The organism is Armatimonas sp. (assembly GCF_964826245.1).
In genome coordinates this window covers 1-14840 of the sequence record NZ_CBAYMC010000100.1, presented here as the reverse complement: position 1 = coordinate 14840, position 14840 = coordinate 1, and the positions used below count along the sequence as shown (strand labels likewise).

Annotated in this window: 12 protein-coding genes and 2 pseudogenes; 11 read left to right on the top strand and 3 right to left on the bottom strand. The window is 59.2% G+C overall.

Annotated features, from left to right (window positions below; all coding sequences use genetic code 11):
* Positions 1 to 650, bottom strand: a pseudogene (fucI, locus tag AC1XOS_RS11225) (L-fucose isomerase); the annotation flags it as partial.
* Positions 651 to 686: 36 nt separating this feature from the next.
* Positions 687 to 1031 (bottom strand): hypothetical protein, encoded by a 345-nt coding sequence (locus AC1XOS_RS11220; protein ID WP_481962308.1) that lies wholly within the window; start codon positions 1029 to 1031, stop codon positions 687 to 689.
* A 147-nt stretch (positions 1032 to 1178) separates the two neighbouring features.
* On the opposite strand from AC1XOS_RS11220, the gene AC1XOS_RS11215 reads away from it, so the two are divergent.
* The 11 genes from AC1XOS_RS11215 to AC1XOS_RS11165 all read left to right on the top strand — a co-directional run bounded on the left by AC1XOS_RS11215 (position 1179) and on the right by AC1XOS_RS11165 (position 13939).
* Positions 1179 to 2186 carry a HEAT repeat domain-containing protein gene (locus tag AC1XOS_RS11215; RefSeq protein ID WP_481962307.1) on the top strand — a complete coding sequence of 336 codons (1008 nt, stop codon included), beginning with the start codon at positions 1179 to 1181 and terminating at the stop codon, positions 2184 to 2186.
* Between the two features lie 64 nt (positions 2187 to 2250).
* The gene (locus tag AC1XOS_RS11210) at positions 2251 to 3483 is read left to right on the top strand and encodes a DUF58 domain-containing protein (RefSeq protein ID WP_481962306.1); all 1233 of its coding nucleotides are present in this window, start codon (positions 2251 to 2253) and stop codon (positions 3481 to 3483) included.
* The gene (locus AC1XOS_RS11205; RefSeq protein WP_481962305.1) at positions 3470 to 5572 is read left to right on the top strand and encodes a transglutaminase-like domain-containing protein; all 2103 of its coding nucleotides are present in this window, start codon (positions 3470 to 3472) and stop codon (positions 5570 to 5572) included. The genes AC1XOS_RS11210 and AC1XOS_RS11205 overlap by 14 nt, the downstream gene beginning before the upstream one ends.
* Complete coding sequence (holA, locus tag AC1XOS_RS11200) at positions 5573 to 6673, top strand: DNA polymerase III subunit delta (RefSeq protein ID WP_481962304.1); 1101 nt, start codon at positions 5573 to 5575, stop codon at positions 6671 to 6673. It abuts the gene before it with no gap.
* A gap of 18 nt (positions 6674 to 6691) precedes the next feature.
* Positions 6692 to 7828: a DNA double-strand break repair nuclease NurA gene (locus tag AC1XOS_RS11195; protein ID WP_481962303.1), complete on the top strand. Its 1137-nt coding sequence runs from the start codon at positions 6692 to 6694 to the stop codon at positions 7826 to 7828.
* 9 nt (positions 7829 to 7837) lie between these two features.
* Positions 7838 to 8488, top strand: coding sequence for a response regulator (locus tag AC1XOS_RS11190; protein WP_481962302.1), 651 nt, complete (start codon positions 7838 to 7840; stop codon positions 8486 to 8488).
* 29 nt (positions 8489 to 8517) lie between these two features.
* Positions 8518 to 9054, top strand: coding sequence for a hypothetical protein (locus AC1XOS_RS11185; RefSeq protein WP_481962301.1), 537 nt, complete (start codon positions 8518 to 8520; stop codon positions 9052 to 9054).
* Between the two features lie 6 nt (positions 9055 to 9060).
* Positions 9061 to 10221, top strand: coding sequence for a DNA glycosylase AlkZ-like family protein (locus AC1XOS_RS11180; RefSeq protein WP_481962300.1), 1161 nt, complete (start codon positions 9061 to 9063; stop codon positions 10219 to 10221).
* Between the two features lie 176 nt (positions 10222 to 10397).
* The gene (locus AC1XOS_RS11175) at positions 10398 to 11417 is read left to right on the top strand and encodes an ABC transporter ATP-binding protein (protein ID WP_481962299.1); all 1020 of its coding nucleotides are present in this window, start codon (positions 10398 to 10400) and stop codon (positions 11415 to 11417) included.
* Positions 11418 to 12203, top strand: a complete 786-nt coding sequence (locus AC1XOS_RS11170; protein WP_481962298.1) for an ABC transporter permease — start codon at positions 11418 to 11420, stop codon at positions 12201 to 12203. It abuts the gene before it with no gap.
* Positions 12203 to 13939, top strand: coding sequence for a tetratricopeptide repeat protein (locus AC1XOS_RS11165; RefSeq protein WP_481962297.1), 1737 nt, complete (start codon positions 12203 to 12205; stop codon positions 13937 to 13939). Before AC1XOS_RS11170 ends, AC1XOS_RS11165 begins: the two co-directional genes overlap by 1 nt.
* Before the next feature lie 9 nt (positions 13940 to 13948).
* On the opposite strand, the pseudogene AC1XOS_RS11160 reads toward AC1XOS_RS11165, so the two are convergent.
* Positions 13949 to 14840, bottom strand: a pseudogene (locus tag AC1XOS_RS11160) (hypothetical protein); the annotation flags it as partial.

Genomic DNA, 14840 nt, shown 5'->3' with positions numbered 1-14840 from the left:
CGCACGAACTCGGTCATGTCCAGAAACTCGGGGCGCATCCCCAGGAAGCTCTCAAAGAAGTCGCAGTCCACGATCGAGCCCGCGATTCCCATCGAGACGCCGCCCATCGCCAGATAGCTCGTCCCCTTCATGGTCGCCACCGCAAGCCCAGACTTCACAAAGCGCAGGATCTTCTCCGCAACATCGGCGGGAATACTCGTGTCCGTGCTGTCCTGCACCTCATGGCCGTAGATGCCAAACGCCGGAATCCCCTTCTGCGTGTGCCCCGACAGCACGGCGGCCAGATAGACCGCGCCAGGCCGCTCCGTGCCATTGAAGCCCCAGACCGCCGTGGGAATCGAGGCGTCCAGGCTCATCGTCTCCGCACCGTAGCACCAGCACGGGGTCACGGTCAGCACCACGCCCACGCCCTCGCGTGCAAACTTCTCCGCACACGCCGCCGCCTCCGCCGCGCCGCCAATGCACGTGTCCGCGATAACCACTTCAACGGGCAGGCCACAAGCATGCTTGATATTGGCAACAATCAGCGCCGCCGTGCGCTGCGCCATGCCCATGGTCTGATCTTCCAGACTCTCACGGACCCCGCCGTAGCGGCCATCAATCGTGGGACGAATCCCAACTTTGGGAAGGGAACCGTTCAGGCGGTTCACCGGTGCATTCTTCTTCATGCGGATATTTTACCCGTTTTACGGTGCCCCATGACAGTGCTCAAGCATTGCTCCATGAACCGAGCACGAAGGCGCAACACCGGGATCACCGAGAGTATAGAATCCACCTGACGGACAGAGAAGCGGCCAGTGTTTCCATCGGATGTACTGTTGCATATCGCCCCACTTTGGTTTGTAGCCCCTCGGGGTTCGCCCATCCATGAGACGCTGCTCTTTGGCACTATCAAGCTGATGCAAAATATGCTGGCACTCGTCATACTGATACTTGTGCTCGATGCGCTCTTGCCGGGCTTGAAGGGCGACCAGTTCTACGGGCACGGTGAAACAGAGAACGAGGGCGGCGCGGTAGGCAAGACGTTTCATACGATCATTCTTGGTACCGCGTCGCTTTGTTTGTAGAGCGCTACTTGCGCCTAAGGTATCCTAAAGGCTCAGGCGAAAGGAGCCGTTTCGGTGGGACTTTACGAACAACTCAAAGCAACGCCGAAATGGCAAATACGACGCGAGCTAGTGCACAGTAGCACCGATGCCGTGGCGCTTTTTGCCTGGCTTCCCCATGAGACAGAGGGCTGGGTGCGAGCGGCGATGGCGAAAGCCTTCGGAGAGCTTGGAGGGCCAGAGTCGCATCAGGCTCTGGAACGACTGGGACAGGACGACTCGGGTATGGTGCGGATTGTTGCAGTGAAAGCCCTAGAGCAGCTCGCCGACCTAGAGGCACACTTCCAGCTCCGCGAGATCTACGCCCATGACGACGACCATCTCGTGCGGCTAAGCGTGGTAGAAACCGACTTGCCCGTTGGGGAAAGTGACTCTCTTGGGGCACTCTATGCCACCCTGGCCTACCAGGCCGATCCCCAAAAGCGCATGCTCGTAATCTACAACACCATACTCGAAGTAGGTCGGGCGATAGTCCCCCACCTCCGAAATCTCTGGATAACAGAGACTGCGCCGGAGGTTCGCCTCTTGCTGGTTCAGCAGCTCATAAGGCTCGGCGACGGCTCGGAGCCTGCTCTCTGGCGCACGGCACTACTTTCTGAGAAAGCTCCCACGGTGCGGGCTGCGCTGATTAAAGCCCTCTCCCATGAAGAAGACCCGGCGACACGCGCTGTCTTTCTCAAGGCCCTTGCCCAGGAAGAGATCGAATCTCTCCGACTCCAGCTCCTACAAGCCCTCAGGCACTGGCACGATTTTGCGATTTTCCAGACATTTTCCGCACACTGGAGTGCCTTTCGTAGCCCCGGAACGTACCTACAAGTAGGGCTCCTCCTCGAAGACTTTCTGACACACATCCCCACGGATGAGCTGATCGCATGGCTCCTGGCAGAGGACAGCATCACGCACCGGAGTCAGCCCTTTCTGGCTATGGAAGTTCACAAGCGTGGGGACAAGGCACAAGAGATCCTTGCGACGATTCTGAAAGTCAAAGCACCTTCAAATTCCAATAACTACGATGAACCGGCCCCGCTTCGTCATCTTAGTCTCTTGCTCAACCCAACTGCAGAGAATAACAAAGACTGAGAATTTGCTACGGTATTTCCAAACTCTCGGGCATTGGTGGAGCGATACAGGTACAATGAGAACCGTGGGACGAAAGACCAGCACCAGTAGCATTAAAGCCTTTGTGATCACCGTCGCGTTTATTTTTCTCTTTACGGTCGCGCTTTTGCTGGACATTCAGTATCTCTACTTCATGGCCGTGATGGCCGCGCTGATCCAGCCCATTGCGTATGGAATTGTCGCACTGGCCCCTACCAGCTACTCGGGCCAGCGCCGACACGTTAGTAGCGCTATCGAGGGCAAGCCCCTCCGTGTTACGTTGGAGCTCTCGGCCCAGGGACGATTTCCCGCCACGACTCTCGAAGTAGACGAGGTACTTCCGCCCTCCCTCCCGCGCACCGATGAGCCACTTCGGCGCAAGCCAGAGTCCTGGGACGGCTACACGGGCACTCTGACGTATACCGTAGAGCCCCTTCTGCGTGGGGTGCACACACTGGGACCCACGCGTGTCGAGACTACCGATCCTCTAGGGCTCTTCTCGTTCTCCGCCGACCTTGCACCGACCACGGAGGTCGTGGTGCATCCCTCGCCTCTCACGGTTCGGGTGGCACAGTCCGGCGGCGAGGGGCGCTTCGGGGTGCGGGAGCGCGAGGGCAAGGCGCAGCGCGGCGATGGCCTAGAGTTTCACGGCGTCCGCGAGTACCACCCCGGCGACTCTTTAAGGCGTGTCCACTGGCGTACGACCGCGCGCACCGGTCGGCTCGCCGTCGTGGAGTTTGAGAAAGCCTTTGAGCAAGACCTGGTGATCGCGCTGGATCTCACAAAAGAAACCCATGTCGGGAGTGGGCGCGAGTCCACCCTAGAGTACGCCGTGAAGATCGCCGCCACCCTCGCAGATCGAACAGCGACCCGTGGCGGGGGCGTGATGCTCTTTACCCAAACCGGCAAGGCCACCCTTGATGCCCGCTCCAGTGACCCAGAGGCCGCCCGCTATCGTCTCTTTGACCAGCTTGCACGCGCACAGGCCACCGCAGACGTGTCCTTGGCGGCGACCCTGAGTGCGCAGCAGTTTCGTCCGGGCACGCGCCTCGTGGTGCTAACAGCAGCCGGGGATCCCGCCCTTGATGCGTGGCTCACCCGCCGCCTGAGCCTAGGCGATAGCCTCGAAGTCTACTACTTCGATCCCTTGAGCTTTGGAGGACGGGCCACACGCCTGCCAGGTGTCCCTCCCACCTTCCTGAAGCGCATCGAGAAGAAACACTCCCCTTGGGAAGAAGGAGGCAAACACCTTGAGCCAATCCTCCGTGAAAGTCGCTAGTTCCGAGCTAGCCCCGAAAACTCAGGAGGGCTCGCTGCCACTCCAGCTTGCCGCCCTTCTGGGGCAGAGCCTTGCTCTTTACGCCCTTGCCTCTCCGATCATCAGTATCGGCTACACAATGTTCTTGGTATTGTTGGGGGTGGTCGGGCTCTTCACCGCCCGTGCCGTTCAGCGCAGAGAAGGAGGCAGCGCACTCTTACTTCCGGGTGCGATTGGGATGATAGCAACATTTTTCGTGGTTCAGTTCCTTGTGCTGCGCTTTCGAAATGTGCTCCCCCTAGACTTCGCTCTCACGAGTGCCGACACCAGCCTGATCATGGCTCTGACCTTTACGGCTACCCTCGCGATATTCTTCTGGCTTACCGACTCTGCGACGCTTTTTTCGTGTGTCTGGTCTATGGCCATGTCCGGACTTGCCGCCACGATCAACCTGAACGTCATCACGATTGTCTGCTTTGGGGCCTACTTGCTCTGTGCGCTCTTTCTGCTGGTGCACCACCACACGCTGGCGCAGGCAGGGGCTATCGGGCGGCGACAGGTCACCTCAGGCTCCCTGCTTCTGCTCCAAGTGCGGACGGCGGCGCTGCTGTGGCTCCTGACCTTTGTTCTGGGCTGCGTAGTCGCGATTCCGCTTCAGATGATCGGGCGCAATATGTCTCTGGAGCGGGTGCTGGAGCGCTTGAAAGTCTCTCACGAGCAGAAGCGCCTCCAGGGAGCCAAGCAGCTACGAAACTTTGAGAGTGCACGGGAGTTTGCCGTCGGACTGGGGCCGGTCACCGATGACGATACCCTGCTCTACCGGGTCAAGGTCTCACGTCCCTACTACTGGCGCATTAGCACCTTCGCAACGCTCCAAGGCAACCTCTGGGTTCCCTACGCCGCGGATCTTGATGGGGAGGCACTTGCTCCCCAGAGTAGGGCCAGTAGCCAGAGCCTCTTCACCTTCTCACCCGGTGTGGAAGGTTCACGAGCAAAAACGGAGCCGGTTCAGGTCATGGTCGAGCCACTAGTCTCCCTACGCGGCCTGTGCCATATCGCCGAGCCACGGGAGCTTCGCACCGACCTGCCCACGATCATTCGCCGGGTAGATGGCACTCTGGGAATGATCCGTAACCAGCTTGACATGGCTCCCCCGCTCACGGCATACTCCCTGACCTGTGATGTCTCCATTGCGACATCGCAGGAGCTGAATAACTCCTCACGTCGCTATCCCAAGGAGATCCAGGATCGGTATCTCCAAGACCCAAATCCCACTCTCTTAGACGAGCTGGCACGCACGGCGATTGGAGCGACCAAAGGCCCCTTTGACCAAGCGGAGGCCATCCGACAGTTTGTGGCGAACCGGTGTATCTACTCACTAGATGCCCCCGCGTGCCCTCTGGGACGGAACCCGGCGGAGTGGTTTCTCAATGAGTCCAAGGTCGGCTACTGTGACCTCTACGCGACATCGGTGACGATGCTCTGCCGCGCGGCAGGCATCCCGGCACGCATTGCGACGGGCTTCAATGCTGGGGAAGTAGACCCCGATCATCCGTCTTCCTACCACCTTCGAGAGCGCAATCGCCACGCCTGGTGCGAAGTGTTTTTTACTGGCTACGGCTGGATTCCCTTTGATGCCACGGCCCTCACCGCAGAAGCGACCTCGATCCCCGTGGCAAGTCCTCCCAGCACTAAGGCCAAGACTGCGAACATCTCCCCTGGCCCCCTTGCGCTGGCAGGCATTGCCGTACTTGGGCTACTCGCGGTGGGCGGCAACGAACTCTACCAGCGGCGGCGCGGTGTTCGTCCAGGGCAAAGCCAGACCTCGCCGGAAGAGATCTTTGCGCGACGTGTTCTGGCAACCTACCGTAGCGCTCTGCACCAGCTCAAGCGCCACGGCGCCATGCGAGAGAGCACGATGACGATCGGGGAGCACACCCAGCTTGTCCAGAAACGACTTGGTAGCAGCGTGGGAAAACACTACGAGCGGCTTGCCAAGCTCAGCGAGCGTGCCCTTTTTGCCCAGCAGGCACTCCAAGAAAAGGATGTGAGCCTTGCACAAGAGGCCCTGCGCGAGCTCAATACGAACCTGAAAGAGAGAAAACACTAGATGGCACGAGCTGCCGCCACTAAGCCTAAGGCCCAGGAGCGCCCTGAAGGCCCTCCAAGAGTGATCTTACTGACCGGGATGGAGTCGGATCGGAAGCACGCCGAGGCGCTACTTTTTCTGAAGCAGGCCGACCCAGACTTCGCCGACTTCGATGCGGAGACCCTCGATGGCTCGCACGTCAAGGCAGATCAGGTGCTGGGGGCTGTCGGAACCGTTCCCTTTGGTAGCGGCAAGAAAGTCGTGGTGCTCCGCGACACCCAGCAGCTCGATGCCGAAGACCAGAAGCGCCTCGCCGGCGGCCTGGACCGTATTCCCCCGAGTGGGCTCTTGGTCCTGCACACGGGCTCTCCCATTGTCGAAGACGGAAAGACCAAGCGCGGCACGACGGTGAGTACGGAGCTTGCCAATGCGGTCAAAAAACTCGGGGAGGTGCGGGACTTTGCCCTGCCGAAAGTCGAGGATCTCCGTGGACACTTGCTCCAGGAGGCCCGCCGCTTGGGCAAGACACTAGATCAAGACGCCCTCACGCTTCTCTCCCAGCTCCCCGCCGACGATGTGCGCCATATTGGCACGGAGCTAGAGAAAGCGGCCCTCCACGCCGGAGACAGCCCGCGCATCTCCGCCGCCGATGTGGAGGCAACTCTCTCACGCGGCCCCGATGATGTGATCTTCAAGCTCTGCGATGCCGTGGGGATGCGCAAGTCCAAAGAGGCGCTTGCCCATGTGAACATGCTCTTTCGCGGCAGCAACCGCCCGGAATCCGTCGCCCCGCGCACTTTGGTTCTGCTGGCCCGCCAGATCCGCTTGGTCATGCAGTTTCGGTACTTAGGCGAGAAGAAGATGGCGGGCCGCAATGCCCAGCCGGTCAGTGCACAAGTCGCCGCCCTGCTTCCTGCTGATGGTGCGGCGTCTATTATCAGTAACCCGCGCACGTCGTGGATGGCCGATAAGTACGTCGGTCAGGCCCGCAACTTCACCCTCCCCGAGCTGGAAGAGCGTCTCGAAAAGCTCCTGCACGCCGACCTAACCCTCAAAGGGGTCTACCCCGGCGGCGACAGCCCCCAAGCCGTGCTCCAGCGCCTCGTGATCGAGCTTTGCTAGCCGGGTACAATCCAGCTGATGTCATTTGATAGTGGTTCCGACCTCCCCGACCAGATCATCCGCCAGATTCTAGGCAAGGCCGCCGAGGTCGCCGATGGGGTGCGGACTCTTTTCGAGAGCGTGGACTCCCGCCGGGAGCTGCTGCGCAACCAGCTGATTCTGGAGAGCCGCATCCTCCACACCGACGATCTTCCTCTCGTGGAAGCCCCGGCCTGCTGCGCCATTGACGGTGGCGCAGCGGTGGAGAAGGGCCTCGGGATGGACACTGCGCTTGCGGTCGCCGTGGGCGTGGAAGGACTGGGCGGCACGGGGCTCTGGAGTGAGACACCGTTTGCCGCGTGGCAAAAGACACTCCAGCACGAGGGCGATGCCACGGGGAGCACCTGCCGCGCCGTGATGACCACGCTGGAGCTCTCTCTGCTGCGCGATGCCCCCCACCCTATCGTGCTCCTAGACGGCTCGCATCTCACCCCGGTTATCTCGCTCAATGCCGCGCTGAGTATCAGCAATGATGGCTTAAGGCAAGAGCTGGCGGAGAACTTTGCGCACTACCGCACCGCCGAGGCGCTCCATGCCGCGATGTTCAACCCTGAGATCGTCGCCTTGGTCAAGTACGACGGCACGCGCGACTTGGGCGAGACCTGGCTGGGCGGACAGCTCAAGCTCGACGACCGCACGACCATGACGCTTCTTCTCCACGCCGATGAGTACACCCAGCCCGTGCCGCTGGGGCTGACGCAAAAGAGCAAGCGCAACTGGATCGCCAAAGAAATTCAGAAGCTCACGCCCTCAGATGCCATTCGAGAAGAGGTGCGCCAGGCCGTGAACGAAGCCGTCTCGCAAGTGCGCACCGACGGCCTCTTTGCGGTCTACTACAAACCCCAGCCCTGGAGCCCCGCGTTTCGCCTAGAGCTCAAGAAAGAAGTCGCGCAGAATCCCACACGCCTCGCCGGAGTCTTTGCCACGCTCAAAGCCCAGGTCATCAGCCCCGAGATTCGCGAGCCCTACCCACAGTATGTCGCCGATCGCATGGCAAAGTCCGTCGGGGATGCCTTGGTGGCACTGCGCACCGCCGTGAACTACGACCTTGCCGACGCGGGACTTTCGGAGTATGTTGCACTAGTCGCCCACTCGTATCGAACCGAGGCACTGTGAAGGAAAACCATGGAAAAAATACGGCTTGTGATTGCAGAAGACCAGGCGATGATGCGCGAGAGCCTGGCACAGATGCTGGCACTGGAGGATGACATCCAAGTTGTCGGCACCGCCTCCGATGGCGAGCGGGCGCTCTCGGTCTGCCGCGCCCAGAAACCCGATGTGCTTCTCACCGATATTGGGATGCCCAAGGTCAGCGGGATTGAGGTCACGGACACGCTCCGCAAAGAGCTTCCCGACACCCATATCGTGATCCTGACGATCTACGGCGATGACGACAAAGTGTTCGCCGCTATCAAAGCCGGTGCGCGAGGCTATGTCCTCAAAGACTCCCCGCCGGAAGAGGCCCTCGCCGCCATCCGCGCCGTCGCACGGGGCGGCGGTCTGCTCCCCCCCGCGCTCGCCAGCCGCGTCTTCAACGAGTTTAGCCGCCTCTCCACCCAGCGTGCCGTAGACAACGCCGTCTTTGCGCACCTCACTGACCGCGAGCGCGAAGTGCTCAGCTTTATCGGCAAGGGCATGCGCAACAAAGAGATCGCCGAGTCGCTTTTCATCTCTGAGAAGACTGTCAAGAACCACATCTCCAAGATCTTCGAGAAGCTAGAAGTAAACTCCCGCGCCGAAGCCGCCCTCCTCGCTGCCCGGCAGGGGTTGGTCTAAAAGGCCAAGGCGCAGCCAGCAAAACCGCTATGGTGCAAAAACAAGAGCAACAACGAAAGCCCCCCAAACAGATGTATTGGCACACCGGCTGGAAGTGCCTGGCGGAGTCACTGTCGATGGCATTTTTCGCGATCTTTAGCACCACAGATATTGGAGATACGGCACTTCCCCTCTACACCCGCCTCTTTCTTGGTTTCGGGGGCGCTTGTCTGTGGCTCCTCGCCCTGAGCTGGCTCTACGACTTGGCGCAGGTTCTTCGTGATGGCCCACAGCTAAGTCGCGTGGCTGGCTTCCTCTCCAGTAGGCCCTTCGTGCATTTGATTGCAAGCCTTATACTTTTGCCCGCCTCCCTATGGATAGGCTATGTTCTCTGCACAGTAGGCTATCTCCCTTCCGCCCTTCCCGTCCTTCTCCAACTTCTGATCTGCTGGCTGATCAATATCTTCTGCTGGCTCCATGTTGCTGCTCTGCGAAAGCTCGGGCCACCCACACTTCCACCAGAAAAAGAGCGCTGGTGGGTTGATGACGGTACTGAAAAAGGAAAACAGGCGTTCGATCACGAATAGCTGGACGTGCAGACGATTCGCATTACCAAAGACGCTGCGCGGGCGTTTCTGATCCGCGCTTTTGCTTTAGAGAGCTGGCAGAGCCTCCCCGATGTAGACACGGCGATCCAGCGACTAGAGTTTGTGCAGGAGGACTCGATCCCGATCTGTGGGCGGATGCACGAGCTGATTCTGTGGCCTCGCGTGAAAGACTACGCCCCCGAGAAGCTCGCCGAGACGCTCTACGGGCCAGACGCCAGCGCTTTTGAGATACACTTCCCCAATCTCGCGGCCCTGCCCCGCGCTGACTACCCGCATTTCGTGCGCCGCAAGAAAGCTAGGCAGGCAGAGCCAGGGCGCTGGCAGGGCTTGTTTCCCGAAGAGGAGCCCGTCGCGGCGGCGTTTTTAGAGGCGCTGGACACTCATGGCCCCCTCTCCACGCGCCGCCATGGCAACGACTTCGGGCACATGCGCTCGGGCTGGGGCACGCAGGCCACGGTGGTTTCGCAAGTGGCAGAAAAGCTCTGGTTACACGGGACGCTGGGAATTGCGCACCGCAAGAACTTCGAGCGCTACTTCGATAGATTAGAGCGCGTCGCGCCGGATTTGGCACAGTGGCACCAGAAAGAGTCGTCGGAGCTTCCCGACCTAGAAGAGACGAAGCGCTATCTTGCCCGCAAGCGCCTCAAGGCCAAGGCGCTCTTTCGACCAGGGCGCGAGGACAAGGCCACGCTGGGCGAGAGTGCGTTCTGTAAGGTGGAGATCGAGGGCCTCACCAAGCCCTGGTACTGCCTTATCGAAGAGGCTTCCCTCCTCCCGTTATCGGGAGGAGGGATAGAGGGAGGAGGGCTAGGAGGGCTAAGGCTGCTAGCCCCGCTCGATCCGCTTGTCTACGACCGGCAGCGCACTCGGGAGATCTTTGACTTTGACTACACCTGGGAGGTCTATGTCCCGGCGGCAAAGCGCAAGTGGGGCTACTACGTCCTGCCGATTCTGCACGACGGCAAGCTCATTGGGCGAGTAGATCTCAAGCGCGACACCAAGACCGATTCTCTTCAGGTACTCGCGCTTTTATGGGAGCCTGGCGTTGCGGCCGATTGGGTGATGCCCCCTACGGAGGAGCGCTTACAGGAGCTGGGGCAGTTCCTTAATGTAAGCCGCATTGACAGAAGACCTACGACCGGGTAAACTTTTGCGGCCTGAGTGGGAACATTCTCGCAAGTTCATCTGTACTAATCCGGGGGCACGATTCTTGCGTTGATCCCCGATATCGTTCATAAAAAAACAACCATCCCAAACGCACGCGCGGAGCGGCGCGGCCCGACGATCTAGGACGTGGCCTCCGGCGTATAAGGAGCTTTCGTATGGCGGCAGCCATAGAAATTAAAAACCTAACCAAACAGTACCCGGTTCCGATGAAGCGCGAGGTCGTCAACGCCGTTGACAACCTCTCCGTCACCATTGGAGAAGGCGAAGTCTTTGGCTTCCTGGGCGCAAACGGCGCAGGAAAGACCACCACCATCAAGATCCTGCTTGGCCTTATCTATGCCACGCAGGGCGAGGCCTATGTGCTCGGCAAGCCCGCGGGGGACATCGAGGCAAAACACAAAGTGGCGTACTTGCCGGAGTCTCCATACTTCTACGAGCACATGACCGCCCGTGAGATCGTGACCTTTTACGCGCAGCTCTTTGGCATGAAGCTCGAAGACGCGAAGAAAAAAGCCGATGAGCTCGTGGACTTTGTGGGTCTTGGGGGAAAGAGCGATGTCAATAAGCGCGTCGCCGAGTTCTCCAAGGGAATGCGACAGCGTGTCGGGATTGCCCAGAGCCTGATCAACGACCCGGACTTGCTCTTTTACGACGAGCCGACCTCGGGCCTCGATGCCATTGCACGTCGCGATATCCGTGACCTCATGCTAGAGCTCAAGCGCCAGGGCAAGACCATGTTTCTTTCCAGCCACCAGCTCGAAGATGTCGAGATGGTCTGTGGCCGCGCCTCGATTATCCATAAGGGCAAGCTCCAGGTGATCGGCACCATGGACGAGCTCCTTGGGGGCGAGCGCGTGGAAGTGACCGTCGTCAAGCCATCTGTGGAGCTTGCAGGCAAGCTGAGCGGCATGGAGAGTAGCGAGTTTGATGGCAAGCTCACCGTTACCGTCGCCAACACCGATGTCGGTGGACTTCTCGATGCCATCCGTGGTGCCAAGGGTGATGTCTTCTCCGTGGTTCCTAAGAAGCGCCGCCTAGAGGATATCTTCGTCGAGATCGTCGGGGAGCGCATTGACTCGGCGACGGGTAGCCTTGCCTCTACCGGCGACCGCCCGCTCGATGGGGGTGAGTCAAAGCCGACCGCCAATAAATACAAGGACTTGATGGACAAATAAATGAATACCGCAATCGTTATCGCTCGCAACACCATCAGCGAAGCTCTGCGCAAGAAAGTGCTCAATGCCTTTCTCATGGTCGGATTTGCCATGCTCGTGCTGACCTTTGCCTTCCAGCAGTTTGCTCCGCGTCAGGAGCTAACTCTGGTTAAGGGAATGGGCCTAGGAATTATCTCCATGGCCGCCCTGCTCATCACCGTGATCCTCTCCATCAACCTCGTCCCCACCGAGATTGAGCGGCGCACGATCTACACCATCCTCTCCAAGCCCGTGCGTCGCCATGAGTTTTTGCTGGGCAAGTACTTCGGTGCTGCCAGCACGATCTTTATCAATGTCGGCCTGATGGGACTTGCCTTTGTGCTGGCGATTATCCTCAAGCAACGTGGCGTGGACATGGGAAGCTCGCTCAACATGCTGAAGGGTGTCTGGATGATCTACTGCCAGATGGCACTTCTCAGCGCCGTGGCGATCTTCTTCTCGACATTCCTCTCGCCGCTGGTAAACTTCTTCCTGACCTTCTCTCTGTTTATCGTGGGGAACCTCTCCAGCTTCACGCTGGATCTGGCCAAGAACACGCAGAATGTCCTAGCGAAGGGATTCTTTACCATTGTCCACTACCTGGTACCGAACTTTGGCAACTTCAACTACACCAACCCCCTGGTGCAGGCCAATGTGCAAGTGAAGTCCGAAGCCGCTCTTCTCACCCAGAATACGATCTATGCCCTGGTGTATGCCACGGTGCTGCTGATCATCTCCATTCTGGTCTTTGACCGACGCGAGGTGTGATGATGAAAAATTTTCTCGATGCCGTCCGGGGCAATCCCAAGCTGACCGCAGGGGCTCTCGCGCTGATCGCGGTTCAGGGGCTTCTCCAAGCACGAATTGACCCGCTACGCCGACAGCCCGCCGTCGAGCCGCCTTCGATGTTTAAGACCACAGGAGGACTGCCTTTTGAGTATGCCCTCGCTGCGGTCTCGGGCTTCCGGCAGGTGATTGCGGGGCTCCTCTGGGTGCGTGCCGACTCGTTCTTCCACTCGGGGAACTACGACGCGATTCTGCCGCTCCTGCGCCTGATTACCTGGCTTGATCCCAACTGGCTGGATGTTTATTCCACAGGTGCCTGGCACCTGATGTATAACTTCACCGATACCGACCAGCGCTCGGATCGCCGCTACCTGCCCGTTGGTATCGCGCTTCTCAATGAGGGAATCGAGGCCAACAGTACGGTCTTCGACCTCTACAAAGAGAAGGGCTGGAATCTCTTCGATAAAGTCAAGGACTACGACGAGTCGGTGAAGGCGTATCAGCAAGCGCGCGACAACGATCCCGCCCATGACATCAACATGGTAGAGCACTTGCTGGCCCATGCCACAGAGCGCTCTGGGAACCCAGAAGCGGCGATCAAGGCGTGGGAAGACGCGATGGCGGCCCATAAGCAACGCATCGATGCTGCCAAGGGTACCCCGACAGAGGCCGATGCCCTCTCCCGCAATACCTCGGGTTTGAACAACGCCACCAAGAACCGCCGCATGGTCAGTGTGCGTAGCTACTGCCGCCCACGGGACATTGCGCGCCTTGGCCAAGTGGATACCAACATGTCCTTCAAAGTCACCCGCGTTCGCCCCCGCGTGATTCGTGTGGAAGGGACATGGAACCTGATCGGCTGTCTGAAGGATCAGTACGATGATCTGAGCTTCGATGATCAGGGCAACCCCAAAGCAGCCAATATCTCCAGCGGAATCGTGATGGATGGCCCGGTAGATGGAGCACGCATTGACGTGCGACTCCATGATGCAGGCTACACCATGCCCTCTCCAAAGGAGTTTAGCTTTGAGGTTCCCGACACGCTGACGATCATGCAAGACGCGATCAACTCTCGTGGAGGAAAAAAGACGCTCAAGGGTAGCCTCTACGCGATCAATCCAACGGCGGCTACGGATCCTAATCAGGAGCGAGCGGGAGTCTATTCCTACAAAGACGATGGAAGCGCCCCGAAAGGCGTGCCCATTGTACAGGCACTGGCCGCCGGACAGCTCTCACCACTCGGGCAGCTCCAGCTAGCGACTCTGGTCGTTCCGCCCATGATGCGCAAGAAGAAGTTCTACACGCAGGAAGATGTCCCCGGGATCATCCGTGAGATCAAGGCCGATGCGTCTAAACTGAAGGGGCTCACGGATCGCAAGTTCTACGTGGCTCTGGAAGACAAGATGATGCCTAGTGAGTTTGGGCAAAAGCGCGAGATAGACATGAGCAAAGACCCGAAGATGTACAGCTTCAAGGCCGATGCCTATGACCTGACTCTCGGGTTCAACCCGCGCATCGCTCCGGACTTTGTTCAGGATCGCCTCGGCTGGAACGGTGAAGGCATGACAGACAAGCGCTACTTAAGAACGGACATCAAGCCCGGACTTCGGATGCTCTGGCTTAAGATCAAGCTCACCCGTGACGATCTCGTTGGCGCGGATACCAAGGTTCTTTTTGATGATAGCAAGGGAATTGGACTGGATAAGATCCAGAAATAATCCCACTCTCTATGCCCCAGAAGACTGGCTTGCCTGTCTTCCGGGGCTTTTTGTTTTTGGTGAGACTTCCGGGCTGTCCCAAGCAACCGTACCATCGTCGTACCAAGTGGTTGCCAGAAGCGTCGGAACCGTCCCCTCCGTGGCAAGTGTCAAGCCACAGCGCACCGCGAAGCGCTCCACAAACGCACGAACGCGCTTGACGATCGCCAAACGAATATTGGGGTCATCCACGGTACTGTAGAGGTGAAAGCCTACCAGGCCATCCTCTATCGTCAGCGCCAGGAGCTGACGTGCGACGATCCTCCCTTTTCCATCACGCCCGTAGAGCACCCGTTTATTGGCATCGGATGCATTGGCAACAGTCGAGTAGGAGTTGCAGCCTCCGAAGCTCAGGCAGGTGTCGAAGTAGTTTCCCATCTGGAGTACAGCCAGCGGATCGGTCTCTAGCTGTAGCTGAAGCCAGCCATCGGCTAGCTCGTCGCAGCACAGGCGCTCCTGCCAGTCACTTTGCCATGCCACACTGTCTACTCCACGCTCTTCTAGGGCTTGCAGAAACTCCCGATTTGCTTTCTGGCGGAGAGCCCAGCGGGTATCGCCATCACAGTAAGCCCGTAGCAGTCGAATCAAGAGCCGACGGTTTGGCTCAATATCCAGGCTCAGGAGTACCGCGTTCATGATGTCGGGTGTCATCTCTACGGAGAGGGCACGGCTTCCAATGAGCCCCTGGAGACGGGCACGATAGACCTCCTGAATGGCAGCTTCCAGCGCCGCAAACCGCAGCTTTTGTGCTTGCTCGGCGACGCAGGCCTGAAGCTCCGCCACTACCTGAGTCCGCAGATGCTCAGGCTGAGCCAGGCGCGCCTGTAGGTTTGCTAACCGTGCTCGGGCGCGGTCAGGATGG

What these genes read in the sequence shown, in the direction of transcription:
- AC1XOS_RS11175 (WP_481962299.1), top strand. Translation starts at nt 10,398, where the DNA reads ATGGCGGCAGCCATAGAAATTAAAAACCTAACCAAACAGTACCCGGTT.
- AC1XOS_RS11195 (WP_481962303.1), top strand. Translation starts at nt 6,692, where the DNA reads ATGTCATTTGATAGTGGTTCCGACCTCCCCGACCAGATCATCCGCCAG.
- AC1XOS_RS11170 (WP_481962298.1), top strand. Translation starts at nt 11,418, where the DNA reads ATGAATACCGCAATCGTTATCGCTCGCAACACCATCAGCGAAGCTCTG.
- AC1XOS_RS11185 (WP_481962301.1), top strand. Translation starts at nt 8,518, where the DNA reads ATGGTGCAAAAACAAGAGCAACAACGAAAGCCCCCCAAACAGATGTAT.
- AC1XOS_RS11165 (WP_481962297.1), top strand. Translation starts at nt 12,203, where the DNA reads ATGATGAAAAATTTTCTCGATGCCGTCCGGGGCAATCCCAAGCTGACC.
- AC1XOS_RS11190 (WP_481962302.1), top strand. Translation starts at nt 7,838, where the DNA reads ATGGAAAAAATACGGCTTGTGATTGCAGAAGACCAGGCGATGATGCGC.
- holA (WP_481962304.1), top strand. Translation starts at nt 5,573, where the DNA reads ATGGCACGAGCTGCCGCCACTAAGCCTAAGGCCCAGGAGCGCCCTGAA.
- AC1XOS_RS11220 (WP_481962308.1), bottom strand. Translation starts at nt 1,031, where the DNA reads ATGAAACGTCTTGCCTACCGCGCCGCCCTCGTTCTCTGTTTCACCGTG.